Annotated in this window: 12 protein-coding genes; 11 read left to right on the top strand and 1 reads right to left on the bottom strand. The window is 54.5% G+C overall.

The window, feature by feature from the left end; genetic code table 11:
- Nucleotides 1-37 precede the first annotated feature (37 nt).
- Together gmd and HF894_RS09220 are read left to right on the top strand one after the other, a co-directional pair.
- Nucleotides 38-1,132 carry a GDP-mannose 4,6-dehydratase gene (gmd, locus tag HF894_RS09225; RefSeq protein ID WP_204971772.1) on the top strand — a complete coding sequence of 365 codons (1,095 nt, stop codon included), beginning with the start codon at nucleotides 38-40 and terminating at the stop codon, nucleotides 1,130-1,132.
- Nucleotides 1,133-1,193: 61 nt separating this feature from the next.
- A complete protein-coding gene (locus HF894_RS09220) occupies nucleotides 1,194-2,135 on the top strand; it encodes a GDP-L-fucose synthase family protein (RefSeq protein ID WP_204971770.1) in 942 nt (313 codons plus the stop codon).
- 123 nt (nucleotides 2,136-2,258) lie between these two features.
- Here HF894_RS09220 and HF894_RS09215 read toward each other — a convergent pair whose 3' ends face one another.
- Nucleotides 2,259-3,479 (bottom strand): ATP-binding protein, encoded by a 1,221-nt coding sequence (locus HF894_RS09215; RefSeq protein ID WP_204971767.1) that lies wholly within the window; start codon nucleotides 3,477-3,479, stop codon nucleotides 2,259-2,261.
- A 319-nt stretch (nucleotides 3,480-3,798) separates the two neighbouring features.
- Between HF894_RS09215 and HF894_RS09210 the strand changes: the two genes are divergently transcribed.
- The 9 genes from HF894_RS09210 to HF894_RS09170 all read left to right on the top strand — a co-directional run bounded on the left by HF894_RS09210 (nucleotide 3,799) and on the right by HF894_RS09170 (nucleotide 12,588).
- Entirely contained in the window at nucleotides 3,799-4,356 is a 558-nt protein-coding gene (locus HF894_RS09210) for a DUF5063 domain-containing protein (RefSeq protein ID WP_075317237.1), read from the top strand.
- Nucleotides 4,357-4,369: 13 nt separating this feature from the next.
- Nucleotides 4,370-4,975: a 3'-5' exonuclease gene (locus HF894_RS09205; RefSeq protein ID WP_204969713.1), complete on the top strand. Its 606-nt coding sequence runs from the start codon at nucleotides 4,370-4,372 to the stop codon at nucleotides 4,973-4,975.
- A gap of 74 nt (nucleotides 4,976-5,049) precedes the next feature.
- Nucleotides 5,050-6,231, top strand: coding sequence for a class I SAM-dependent rRNA methyltransferase (locus tag HF894_RS09200; protein WP_021846175.1), 1,182 nt, complete (start codon nucleotides 5,050-5,052; stop codon nucleotides 6,229-6,231).
- 341 nt (nucleotides 6,232-6,572) lie between these two features.
- Nucleotides 6,573-7,835, top strand: coding sequence for an MFS transporter (locus HF894_RS09195; RefSeq protein ID WP_204971765.1), 1,263 nt, complete (start codon nucleotides 6,573-6,575; stop codon nucleotides 7,833-7,835).
- A gap of 21 nt (nucleotides 7,836-7,856) precedes the next feature.
- Nucleotides 7,857-8,444, top strand: coding sequence for a bifunctional nuclease family protein (locus tag HF894_RS09190; protein WP_204971763.1), 588 nt, complete (start codon nucleotides 7,857-7,859; stop codon nucleotides 8,442-8,444).
- Complete coding sequence (locus HF894_RS09185) at nucleotides 8,444-9,148, top strand: 16S rRNA (uracil(1498)-N(3))-methyltransferase (RefSeq protein WP_075317241.1); 705 nt, start codon at nucleotides 8,444-8,446, stop codon at nucleotides 9,146-9,148. The genes HF894_RS09190 and HF894_RS09185 overlap by 1 nt, the downstream gene beginning before the upstream one ends.
- Nucleotides 9,149-9,179: 31 nt before the next feature.
- Nucleotides 9,180-10,718 (top strand): DUF4836 family protein, encoded by a 1,539-nt coding sequence (locus tag HF894_RS09180; RefSeq protein ID WP_204971761.1) that lies wholly within the window; start codon nucleotides 9,180-9,182, stop codon nucleotides 10,716-10,718.
- A 17-nt stretch (nucleotides 10,719-10,735) separates the two neighbouring features.
- Nucleotides 10,736-11,380, top strand: a complete 645-nt coding sequence (locus HF894_RS09175) for an ATP-binding cassette domain-containing protein (RefSeq protein WP_204971759.1) — start codon at nucleotides 10,736-10,738, stop codon at nucleotides 11,378-11,380.
- Entirely contained in the window at nucleotides 11,377-12,588 is a 1,212-nt protein-coding gene (locus HF894_RS09170) for a cell division FtsX domain-containing protein (RefSeq protein ID WP_204971757.1), read from the top strand. Before HF894_RS09175 ends, HF894_RS09170 begins: the two co-directional genes overlap by 4 nt.
- The last annotated feature ends 35 nt before the right edge of the window (nucleotides 12,589-12,623 follow it).

Here is a 12,623-nt window from a genome sequence, read left to right as displayed (position 1 = left end):
CAAATATTCACAACTAATTCATACAAAGTCTATTGACATGAACAACAAAATTGCATTAATTACAGGGATTACAGGCCAGGACGGATCGTTCCTGGCCGAATTTTTATTGGAAAAAGGATATGACGTACACGGAACCATCCGACGCTCGTCGGTAGACTATCGCGAACGCATCGCTCACCTGGAAGGACGACCGAACTTCCACCTGCACTACGCGGACCTGACGGACTCGATGAGCATGCTGCAGGTGATCGGCAAGGTGCGCCCGACGGAAATCTACAACTTGGCGGCGCAAAGCCATGTACAGGTGAGCTTCGACTCGCCGGAGTTTACGGCAAACGTGGACGCAACGGGCGTGCTGCGCGTGCTGGAGGCCGTCAGACTGTGCGGACTGACGGAGACGTGCCGCATCTACCAGGCTTCGACCTCGGAACTGTATGGAAAGGTAGAGGAGGTGCCGCAGAACGAACAGACGCCGTTCCACCCCTACTCGCCCTACGCCGTGGCAAAGCTGTACGGCTACTGGATCGTGAAGGAATATCGCGAGGCGTACGGCATGTACTGCTGCTCGGGCATCCTGTTCAACCACGAGAGCGAACGACGCGGAGAGACGTTCGTGACGCGCAAGATCACACTGGCGGCGGCACGCATCGCACAGGGGAAGCAGGAGAAGCTGTACCTGGGTAACCTGGACTCGCTGCGCGACTGGGGGTATGCGAAGGACTACGTGGAGTGCATGTGGCTGATCCTGCAGCAGGAGAAGCCGGAGGACTTCGTGATCGCAACGGGTGTACAGCACTCGGTAAGGGAGTTCTGCTACCTGGCCTTCAAGCATGCGGGCATCGAACTGGAATTCAAGGGCGAAGGCATCGACGAGAAGGGATACGACAAGGCCACGGGCAAGTGTCTGGTGGAGGTGAGCAAGGACTTCTACCGTCCGACAGACGTGGTGAACCTGTGGGGCGACCCGACGAAGGCGAAAGAAAAACTGGGATGGAATCCGCAGACGACCTCGTTTGAGGAGCTGGTGCGCATCATGGTGGCGCACGACATGCAGAAGGTGGCTGCCGAACACGTGGCGAGCGTGATGCGGACGAACCTGGCGGAATATCTGGAGAAAGGAATCGTCAAATAATGGAGAATGGAAAATTGAAAATTAATTATCCATTATCAACTATCAATTATCAATTCAAGAAGTGGAAAAGACAGCGAAAATATATGTGGCCGGACACCGGGGAATGGTGGGATCGGCCATCGTAAGGGAACTGCAACGGCAGGGATATACGAACATCGTGACACGTACGCACAAGGAACTGGACCTGACACGACAGGATCAGGTGGAGAAGTTCTTCGCAGAGGAACGACCGGAATATGTGTTCCTGGCTGCAGCGAAGGTGGGAGGCATCGTGGCCAACCAGGAGGCGCTGGCGGACTTCATGTACGAGAACATGATACTGGAAATGAACGTGATACACGCGGCATGGAAGAACGGATGCCGGAAGCTGGAGTTCCTGGGATCTTCGTGCATCTATCCGCGCATGGCTCCGCAGCCGATGAAGGAGAGCTGCCTGCTGACGTCGGAACTGGAGAAGACGAACGAGGCGTATGCGCTGGCGAAAATCAGCGGGCTGAAGTACTGTGAGTTCCTGAACCGGCAGTACGGAACGGACTACATCAGCGTGATGCCGACAAACCTGTACGGACCGAACGACAACTATCACCCGGAACACAGCCACGTGCTGCCGGCCCTGATACGGCGCTTTCACGAAGCGAAGGTGCAGGGACTGAAGGAGGTGACGTGCTGGGGCGACGGTAGTCCGCTGCGGGAGTTCCTGTACGTGGACGACCTGGCGAACCTGTGTGTGTTCCTGATGAACCACTACAGCGGCAACGAAACGGTGAACGCCGGTACGGGCAAGGAGCTGACCATCAAAGAGCTGACGGAGAAGGTGGCGAAGATCATCGGCTACGAAGGGCGTATCCTGTGGGACACGAGCCGACCGAACGGCACGCCGCGAAAGCTGCTGGACGTGAGCAAGGCGAAGGCCCTGGGATGGGAAGCACGGACAAGCCTGGACGAAGGCATCCGCCTGGCGTACGAGGACTTCCTGCATAACCCGATGAGGGCGGAAAGATAGGACGCCGGCAGGAATTGAGATACATTGCATCTGGTTTTGGAACAAGCCATATCGTCTGCAAGGACGGTATGGCTTGTTTTGTTTCGGAAGCGGCGACACCCCGGCAATGTCCCCCCCCACTTATCACAGCTCTTGTCGCTGCAAAAAATCGAGCAGATGGAGGTGGTGGATGCCTTCGTAATTACTGCCACTGGTCCACTCATCCAGACTAACCACATACTTGGGATAATTGTCCGGGATGGCAAGCAGGTTGCCGAACTCGCGTGCACGGGTCTTCTCATCGCCCATCTGGAAAGTAGCCTGCACATAGACACGCATATCGCCGTTCAACGCAACAAAATCGACTTCCTTTTCACCCTGCTGACCAATAAACACATTGGAATAAAGGGTATGCAACTGAAGATAAACCGCATTCTCGATAAGCTTATGGATGTCGCGCTGCCAAGAGAAACCCAGGTAACAGTTGCGAAGCCCCAAATCTTCGAAATAGTATTTGTCGCCAAGCTCGAACTTACGAAGTCCGACAATATCGATGCGGGACACACGGTTGACGAGAAACGCATCGCCCAGGGCTTTCAGGTAGTTGATGACTTGCAAGGGAGATATGTTGACACGCTGAGACTTAAGGTAACGGCTGATGTTGTTGGCCGAAAAGAGGTTGCCGACATTGTCGGCTACATAATCGACCAGCGATTCCAGGAAAGAGACATTACGGATGCCTTCGCGTTTCACGATATCTTTCAACAGAATGGTGGAATATACATTGCGGAGATACTCAAAACAGATGTCGGTATCCAAGGGAAGATTCGACAAATATGGCAAACCTCCGAAAGTGAGATAATGGCGCAGGGATGTGTTGTCGGGAGAAAGTTTATGGAACTCCAGAAATTCGGAAAAGGTGAGGCTATGGATATGAAACTCTACATAACGCCCGGACAGGTAGGTAGCCAATTCACCAGAAAGCATGGTGGCATTGCTTCCGGTAATGTAAATGTCGCAGGCTTCCTCGGCCAGCAAAGAACGAAGAGCATGCTCAAAACCCTCGATGTCCTGAACCTCGTCTACAAAAAGGTAACGCCCGTCTTCGCCGGAAGCAAGACTGAAGGCTTTCGCTACTTCGGCCAGCAAATCATCGCTCGTCCTGATATGGGCAAAAGCGGACAATTCTTTATTGACATAAAGTATGTCAGCGGACGGATGTTCCTGACGAATATGCTCACAAAGCTGCCTGAGTAAACAACTTTTCCCGACACGACGTTGGCCGGTGAGCACTTTTATGACGTTTTTCCCTATAAACGGAGCCATACGTTCGGTGTATCTCGGACGGATAATCAGATCTTTCATGCCTGCCTGTTATTAAGTATGATTTACAATATAGGCAAATATATGTAATTTTATTAGTTATAACAAACAAGACAAGAATTAATCACACTGTTATTAGTTATAATTAACAAGAAAAACGGGTTTGCACTATCTTTTCATAATATAGGCGGCACCTCCGAAGTAAAAGCTGAAAACCAGGTTTTCGCTTTGTACTTCCCTCGGTTTGCACTATCTTTGCATAACATAGGCGGCACCTCCGAAGTAAAAGCTGAAAACCAGGTTTTCGCTTTGTACTTCCCTCGGTTTGCACTATCTTTGCATTCATATATTTACAAAACGTATGAAGAAGAAAGATAGCCAAGTGATATTCGACCGCAACGTGATAGAGTTTGTCACCGTGGCGGCAGAGTTCTGCAAGTTCGTCGAACAAGCCGAAGGCAGCAAACGAACCAACTTCGTGGACACCACGCTGAAACTGCTGCCCCTGCTCTACCTGAAAGCGTCTATGCTGCCACCCTGCGAAACCATAGGCGACGAAGCACCCGAAACGTTTGTCACCGAAGAAACGTACGAAATCGTACGCATGAACCTGGCAGGCATCCTCGCCGACCGCGACGACTATCTGGACGTGTTCGTCAGCGACATGAAATACAGCGACCAGCCTATCACCCGATACATCTCGGAGGACCTGGCGGACATCTACCAGGACATCAAGGACTTTATCTTTGTCTTCCAACTGGGACTGAACGAGACGATGAACGACTCGCTGGCCATCTGCCAGGAGAACTTCCGCCTGTACTGGGGACAAAAGCTGGTGAACACACTACGGGCCCTCCACGAAGTGAAGTACAGCAACACGCAGGAAGAAGAAGAGGAAGAGGAGGATATCGAGGATTGATACAAGAGCAACTATGATCATAAGAAGAACCATCGGAAAAGAGGAACTGAGCGAACTGCCAAAAGCGGCCTTCCCCGGCAATATACACATAGTGGACACGCCGGAAGAAGCAGATAAGGCAGCAAGATACCTGAAAAGACAACCGATACTGGGCATCGACACCGAAACGCGGCCTTCGTTCAGCAAGGGACACGTACACAAGGTAGCGCTGCTGCAGGTGTCGACCGACGACCATTGCTTCCTGTTCCGACTGAACCTGATAGGGCTGACCCTGCCCGTCATCAAGCTGCTGGAAAGCCCGCACATCACCAAAGTGGGCCTTTCGCTGCACGACGACTTCATGATGCTGCGCAAACGGGCACCCTTCGAACCCAGAGCCTACGTGGAGCTGCAGGAATACGTGCGCCCCTTCGGCATACAGGACATGAGCCTGCAAAAAATCTACGGCATCCTGTTCAACGAGAAGATATCGAAATCGCAACGCCTGAGCAACTGGGAAGCCGAAAACCTGACGCAGCCGCAACAGCTCTATGCAGCCACCGATGCCTGGGCTTGCCTCAACATCTACCACAAGCTGGAGGAACTGAAGCAGACGGGGGACTTTATAATTGAAAATTGAGAGTTGAAAATTGAAAATTCATAGCTGACGGTTCATATTTGATATTTGATATTTCATATTTGATATTTGAAAACATGTATAAAGTATATCTGAAATCGGGCAAGGAAGAATCGCTCAAGCGTTTTCACCCATGGGTGTTCTCGGGCGCCATTGCCCGCCTGGACGGCGAACCTGAAGAAGGAGAAGTAGTAGAGATCTATACCTCTAAGAAAGAATTTATCGCCAAAGGCCACTTCCAGATAGGAAGCATCGCCGTACGCGTCCTTACCTTCCGACAGGACGAGACCATCGACAAGGACTTCTGGAAGCGACGCCTGACTGTGGCCCGCGACATGCGACGCAGCATCGGCATCGCCGGACGGGCCGACAACAACACCTACCGCCTGGTGCACGGCGAGGGCGACAACCTGCCGGGGCTGGTCATCGACGTATACAATCGTACGGCCGTGATGCAGGCCCACTCGGCCGGCATGCACCTGGACCGCATGACGATCGCCGAGGCCCTGGCCGAGGTGATGGAAGGCGAAGTGGACAACATCTATTATAAATCGGAAACCACCCTGCCCTTCAAGGCCGACCTCTACCCCGAAAACGGCTTCCTGAAAGGCGGAAGCGCCGACAATGTGGCCACGGAGTATGGGCTGAACTTCCACATCGACTGGCTGAAGGGGCAGAAGACGGGCTTCTTCGTGGATCAGCGCGAGAACCGCGCCTTGCTGGAGCGCTATGCCCGCGGACGCAGCGTGCTGAACATGTTCTGCTACACGGGGGGCTTCTCTGTCTATGCCATGCGTGGAGGGGCCAAGCTGGTGCACTCGGTAGACAGCTCGGCCAAAGCCATCGACCTGACGAACAAGAACATCGCCCTGAACTTCCCCGACGACGCACGCCATGCCGCCTATGCCGAAGACGCTTTCAAGTACCTCGACCGCATGGGCGACCAGTATGACCTGATCATCCTGGACCCGCCTGCCTTCGCCAAGCACCGCGACGCCCTGCGCAACGCTCTGCAAGGCTATCGCAAGCTGAACGTCAAGGCATTCGAGAAGATCAAGCCGGGGGGCATCCTGTTCACCTTCTCGTGTTCGCAAGCCGTCAGCAAGGAAAACTTCCGCACGGCGGTCTTCACGGCAGCAGCCATGTCGGGACGCAACGTGCGCATCCTGCACCAGCTGACGCAACCGGCGGACCATCCCGTGAACATCTACCACCCCGAAGGAGAGTACCTGAAAGGGCTCGTACTGTACGTAGAATAAGTTCTATCCCCTCAAAAAGGGGGTAGAATACAGCTGAAACGTTAAATAGTGCAAACAAAACGCAGATTTATGTTCAATTATTATGTTGTATAACATAAAACCCATATCTTTGCACTGTGTTTTTCATGGTATTAGATTTAAGGTTAATAAAGATTGGGTGTCTGGGATAGATACCCTTCTTTTTTTTATATACCCTTTCCTCCTCTTCTGGCAGCGGTTTCTCCGCATCTTTCTCCATAAAAAATCTTCCGCACGCTTGTTTTTCTAACGGCATCATTGTATTTTTGCAAGGTTATGTCGACTATTCGACCTGTTAATTTTAAACGCCAAACAAAAAAACTATGAACATCAAACTTCGCTTGATCATCATGAACTTCCTGCAGTTTGCCGTGTGGGGTTCTTACCTGACTTCTATGGGAAGTTATCTGGTCAATGTCAACCTTGCCGGACACATCGGCATCTTCTATGCCATGCAGGGCATCGTATCACTCTTCATGCCGGCCATCATGGGCATCATAGCCGACCGTTGGGTGCCAGCCCAAAAGCTGTTGAGCTTCAGCCACTTCATGGCAGCCATCTTCATGGGACTCGCCGGCTACTATGGTATGACAAGCGGACAAGACGTGGAATTCGGACCGCTCTTCGGCCTCTATGCCCTGAGCGTAGCCTTCTATATGCCGACCCTGGCTCTTTCGAACTCCGTGGCCTATACGGCGCTGGACAAAGCGGGGCTGGACACCATCAAGCATTTCCCCCCTATCCGTATCTTTGGGACCATCGGATTCATCTGCGCCATGTGGCTGGTAGACATCCTGGGCCTGCAGAACAACTACGGACAGTTCTTCACCTGCGCCATCATCGGCCTGGTGTACGGGTGCTACGCCCTGACCCTACCCTCCTGCCCCACGAGCAAGGGAGGACAAAGCAAATCGCTGGTCGAAGCGCTGGGCCTGCGCGCCTTCACCCTGTTCAAGCAAAAGAAAATGGCTATCTTCTTCATCTTCTCCATGCTGCTGGGCGTGTCACTGCAAATCACCAACGGATTTGCCAACCCCTATATCAGCAGCTTCGGCAGCATACCTGAATATGCCGACACCTTCGGCGTGCAGCATGCCAATATCCTGATCTCGCTGTCGCAGGTATCCGAGACACTCTGTATCCTGCTGATACCGTTCTTCCTGAAGCGTTTCGGCATCAAGCGGGTGATGCTCATCGCCATGTTCGCATGGGTGCTGCGTTTCGGCCTGTTCGGCGCGGGCAATCCAGGCAGCGGCGTCTGGATGTTCCTGCTTTCGATGATTGTCTATGGAGTGGCCTTCGACTTCTTCAACATATCCGGCTCGCTGTTCGTCGACCGTGAGACGGACAAGGAAATCCGCTCGAGCGCACAGGGCCTGTTCATCATCATGACCAACGGACTGGGTGCTACCATCGGAACACTGGGCGCACAAGCGGTGGTGAACCACTTTGTGGACTTCAGCAGCGAACTGCCGCAGACGGGACAGTGGCAAGCAGCGTGGTTCACGTTTGCAGCCTATGCGCTGGTGGTGGCCGTTGTGTTTGCCTTCGTCTTCAAATACAAACACGAGCCGGAAAAGATGTAACGCCTGAAATAACAACCTGCCATGAGCCGAAACAAGATAGAACTGCAAGTACTGAGCCTCACCTACAGCCAGGAACAGGCAGGAGCTTATGCCCTGCTCCTGGGTGAAGTGGACGGTCCGCGCAAACTGCCTGTCATCATCGGCTCGGCAGAGGCGCAAGCCATCCTGCTCGAGATACGCGGCATTACTTCGCCACGCCCGCTGACCTACCAGCTGTTTGCCTCTACCCTCGAGGCGTTGGGCGTACGCCTGCTGCGCGTACTGATATATCGGGCAGAGAACGGGCTGTTCTATTCGTATCTCTACCTGCAGTCGGACCACTCCATCATCCGCATCGACTCACGCACGAGCGACGCCGTCGTCATGGCCATGCACCTGCACTGTCCGATCCTCATCTACGAAGATGTGCTGGATGCCGAGAAAATGGAACTGGACGCCGAGGCACTGGAAACGGAATCAGGGACGACGAACAGCCAAGATGACCGGGCAGAGACAATAAGCCGCATGGAGGAGGCTCTGAAAGAAGCCATCGAAGCAGAAGAATACGAAAAAGCCGCCAACCTGCGCGACATGATAAACCAATTTAAAGAATCAAACCATCAGGACTGATGCACGTATTTTATACTCCCGACATACAGACACGGGCCGAACTGCCCGAAGAAGAAGCTGCACACGCCGTACGTGTGCTCCGCCTCGAAGCAGGCGACGAAGTGACCCTGACCGACGGCAAAGGATGTTTCTACCGCGCTGAAATAAGCGCAGCGTCCAACAAACGCTGCCTGGTGAACGTACTGGAAACCTTGCCTCAGGAACCATTGTGGCAAGGACACCTGCACCTGGCCATGGCGCCAACCAAGAATATGGACCGCACAGAGTGGCTGGCCGAAAAAGCAACGGAGATAGGCTTCGACGAACTGACGTTTCTCAACTGCCGCTTTTCCGAACGAAAGGTCATCAAGACCGAGCGTATCCAGAAGATACTGGTATCGGCCATCAAACAGTCGCTCAAAGCACGCCTGCCAAAGCTGAACGAAATGACGGACTTCAACAGGTTTATCCGACAGCCCTTCAGCGGACAGAAATTCATCGCCCACTGCTACGAAGGAGAAAAACCGCTGCTGAAAGACATCGTGCGCCGCGGCGAGGATGCGCTGGTACTTATCGGCCCTGAAGGGGACTTCAGCGAAGAGGAGGTGAAACTGGCTGTAGAACAAGGGTTCCAACCTATCAGCCTGGGACGTTCGCGCCTGCGCACAGAGACGGCAGCACTCGTGGCCTGCCACATCCTGAACCTCTGCAATCAAATCAATTGAAATAGTTTCAACCCACTAAATTACTTTGCAAATGAAAATTCGCTTGTTCAATCATTTGTGCGCCGGCTTAGTAGCCATTGTACTGGCCGCTTCGTGCTCATCGCCCGTCAAGTACACCAATGCCATCCCGGCAGAGTCTACCGAAATCGTCTCCATCGACCTGCAATCGCTGGCCGTCAAGGCAGGAGTAAATGACCCGCAAAACGCCGAAACCCTACAGAAACTGAGCCAAACCTTGACGAGCGGTGTGAGCGCCGACGCCCAAAAGGCTTTGGAAACCATCCTCAAGAAGCCATCGGAGTCGGGCATCGACTTCGCACAGCCTGTCTACATCTTCCATTCGTCGGAAACGAAACAGCAGGGATTCATCGCAGCCGTGGCCAATGCCGACAAGCTGAAAGACATGCTGCAAGCCACACAGAGCGAAACGCAGATGGCTGACGTGGCCGAAAAAGACGGCTACAGCTTCAGCTACAACGACCAGGCCTTCGTAGCCTTCAACGCCAGCACACTGCTTGTGCTCCCCTCGGCCGACACGCCCGACATCGCACAGATGCATCAAAACGCCTCCAACCTGCTGAGCCAAAGCTCTGAACAGAGCATCAACAGCCAGGAAGCTTTCCGCCAGATGCAGGAAACAAAAGGCGACATCCGCGTGATGATGACCTCGAGCAGCCTCTTCAAGCTCCACCCAGACCCGATGCTGATGGCAATGGCCGACAGCATGAACCTGCAGAACATCAAGTACGTGGGTGGATTGTCGTTCGAACCCGGTCAGGTAGCCGTCAACGTGGGCTACACCTCGGACGATCCCAAGGCGCTGGAACTCCTTGAAAAGCAGCTGAAGGCCACACGACCTATCCAGAATACCTTCGCGCCCTACTTTCCCCAGTCTACCCTGCTTTACTTCAGCCTGGGCCTCGACGGTAAGGAGCTGTACACCCACCTGGAAGAAAATCCGCAAGTCAAGAAATCACTTTCTGCCGAGAACATGGAACTGCTGAAGCAGCTGGTGTCTTCGTTTGAAAACGACTTCACCCTGGGCATCACTGGTGTAGACGCCCAGGGCAACCCCACGATACTGGCCTATGCCGAAACCAACAACGCCGACCTGCTGAACCAGCTGTACGAAGCCGGCAAGAAGCAGGGAGGCAACGACCTCACCAAGCTGGACAATGGCGACTACATGCTCACCGACAAGGGCCTGAAGGTGTACATGGGCATGCGCGGCAAGCAGCTCATCATGACCAACGACCAAACCCTGTACAACAACGCAGGCAAGGAAAGCAAGCCCTCCCTGCTCGAGTCGTCCTTCGCCAAGGAAGTACAGGGACAGCGCTTTGCCACCGTCATCAATACCGAAGCGGTCTTCGCCCTGCCCATCGTCAAGCTGGCCACAGGCTTCCTCAGCCCTAAATACCGCGCCATGGTTACCGCTGCCGAGAACATCTCCTACCTGAGAATGAGCAGCGAAGGCAAGACGGGCCTCTTCGTGCTGCAACTGAAGGACCGCGAGACCAACGCACTGAAACAGATTGTAGACCAGGTGAAGACACTGGCCAACCTATAAATAAGGAGCCTACGCTCATGGAAACCATTCATCTGCAACACACTCTCCCGCAGGTCTTTGCAAACCGCGATGCCATCGTGTCCGACGTGTGGCATCGCGACCTCGTCTTCGAACGGGGCAAGCGCTACCTCATTGAGGCCGCATCGGGCACAGGCAAGTCGTCGCTGTGCAGCTACCTCTATGGCTACCGCAACGACTACGAGGGCATCATCTGCTTCGACGGGCAGAACATCCGCTCGCTCAAGGAAGCCGACTGGACACGCCTGCACCGCCACTCGCTCAGCATCCTCTTTCAGGAGCTGCGCCTCTTCGGCGAACTGACGGCCCTCGAGAACGTGCAGCTCAAGAACCGCCTGACGCGCTTCAAGAGCCGCAAGGAGATAGACGCCCTCTTCGACGCACTGGGCATCGGCGACAAGAAAGACCAGACGGCAGGTCTGCTCTCCTTCGGCCAGCAACAGCGTGTGGCCTTCATCCGCTGCCTGTGCCAACCCATGAACTTCCTGCTGTTGGACGAACCCGTCAGCCACCTCGACGAGGCCAATGCCGCCACGATGTCGGCCCTGCTCCACGAAGAGGCGGGCAGGCAGGGGGCAGGCGTCATCGTGACCTCCATCGGCAAGCACCTCCCTACCGACTATAACTGTGTACTGAAACTATGAACAGACTCGTTTGGAAACTTCTCCGCCGCCACATCAGCGGCGCCCAGCTGGCGGGCTTCTTCCTTGCCAGCCTCTTCGGCATGAGCATCGTGCTGCTTGGTATCCAGTTCTATCGCGACGTGGCGCCCGTCTTTACGCAGGGCAACAGCTTCCTGAAGAAGGACTACCTTATCGCCACCCGCAAGATAAGCACGCTGGGCAACCTGACGGGACGAAGCAACACCTTCAGCCCTGCCGCCATCGACGACCTGCGGAGCCAGCCCTTCACACGCAGCGTGGGAGCCTTCACGCCCTCGCTGTTCGACGTATCGGCCGGCTTGGGCATGCAGGAGGCAGGCATCCGTCTGTCTACGGAGATGTTCTTCGAATCTGTGCCCGACGCCTACATCGACGTCAGCCTCGAGCGCTGGCACTTCGACCCGCAGAGCCACACCATCCCCATCATCATCCCCCGTAACTACCTCAACCTCTACAACTTCGGCTTCGCCCAAAGCCGTAGCCTGCCCAAGCTGTCCGAGGGGCTGATGAACCTCATCCAGATGGACATCCGCCTGAGCGGAAACGGGCTGACCGAACTGTTCAAGGGGCAGATTGTGGGCTTTTCCAACCGGCTGAACACCATCCTCGTGCCCCAAGCCTTCATGGAGTGGGCCAACAACCGCTATGCCCCCGGCCACGAAGCGCAACCCTCGCGCCTCATCGTCGAGGTGGACAACCCCACGGATACCTCCATCAACGAATACTTCAGCCGCAAAGGCTACGAAACAGAGGGCGACTCGCTCGACGCAGGGCGTGCCACCTACTTCCTCCGTCTCGTCACAGGCATTGTATTGGCCATCGGAGGCATCATCAGCCTGCTGGCCTTCTTCATCCTGATGCTCAGCATCTTCCTGCTGCTGCAGAAGAACCGCGACAAGTTGCAGAACCTGTTGCTCATCGGCTATGCTCCCACGCAAGTGGCCCTGCCCTACTGTGTGCTGACGGCCAGCCTCAACCTGGCCGTGCTGTTACTCTCGACGGGGTGTGTGGCGTTGCTGCGCCAGGCCTACCTACCCTTCCTCGAAAAGCTTGTGCCCCAGCTCGAAGGCAGCTCCCTACTACCCACACTGCTGATAGGAGGCGCACTCTTCCTAGTTGTCTCGGCGCTCAACATGGTGGCTATCCGCCGCCAGCTGCCCAAGCTGCTCTCCAGACAAGCACGACGTTAATCCTCTGTTGACGATAAAAAAGCATTGTTTTCTTT

It is taken from the genome of Caecibacteroides pullorum, assembly GCF_019239235.1.
GTDB lineage: Bacteria > Bacteroidota > Bacteroidia > Bacteroidales > Bacteroidaceae > Bacteroides > Bacteroides pullorum.
Note: the sequence above shows the minus strand (reverse complement) of the source record. Positions and strands in the feature narration are given on the sequence as shown.

Excerpts from the sequence above, each read along its gene's own strand:
- HF894_RS09205 (WP_204969713.1), top strand. The coding sequence starts at position 4,370 with ATGATCATAAGAAGAACCATCGGAAAAGAGGAACTGAGCGAACTGCCA.
- HF894_RS09185 (WP_075317241.1), top strand. The coding sequence starts at position 8,444 with ATGCACGTATTTTATACTCCCGACATACAGACACGGGCCGAACTGCCC.
- HF894_RS09200 (WP_021846175.1), top strand. The coding sequence starts at position 5,050 with ATGTATAAAGTATATCTGAAATCGGGCAAGGAAGAATCGCTCAAGCGT.
- HF894_RS09210 (WP_075317237.1), top strand. The coding sequence starts at position 3,799 with ATGAAGAAGAAAGATAGCCAAGTGATATTCGACCGCAACGTGATAGAG.
- HF894_RS09215 (WP_204971767.1), bottom strand. The coding sequence starts at position 3,479 with ATGAAAGATCTGATTATCCGTCCGAGATACACCGAACGTATGGCTCCG.
- HF894_RS09170 (WP_204971757.1), top strand. The coding sequence starts at position 11,377 with ATGAACAGACTCGTTTGGAAACTTCTCCGCCGCCACATCAGCGGCGCC.
- HF894_RS09175 (WP_204971759.1), top strand. The coding sequence starts at position 10,736 with ATGGAAACCATTCATCTGCAACACACTCTCCCGCAGGTCTTTGCAAAC.
- HF894_RS09195 (WP_204971765.1), top strand. The coding sequence starts at position 6,573 with ATGAACATCAAACTTCGCTTGATCATCATGAACTTCCTGCAGTTTGCC.
- HF894_RS09180 (WP_204971761.1), top strand. The coding sequence starts at position 9,180 with ATGAAAATTCGCTTGTTCAATCATTTGTGCGCCGGCTTAGTAGCCATT.
- HF894_RS09190 (WP_204971763.1), top strand. The coding sequence starts at position 7,857 with ATGAGCCGAAACAAGATAGAACTGCAAGTACTGAGCCTCACCTACAGC.
- gmd (WP_204971772.1), top strand. The coding sequence starts at position 38 with ATGAACAACAAAATTGCATTAATTACAGGGATTACAGGCCAGGACGGA.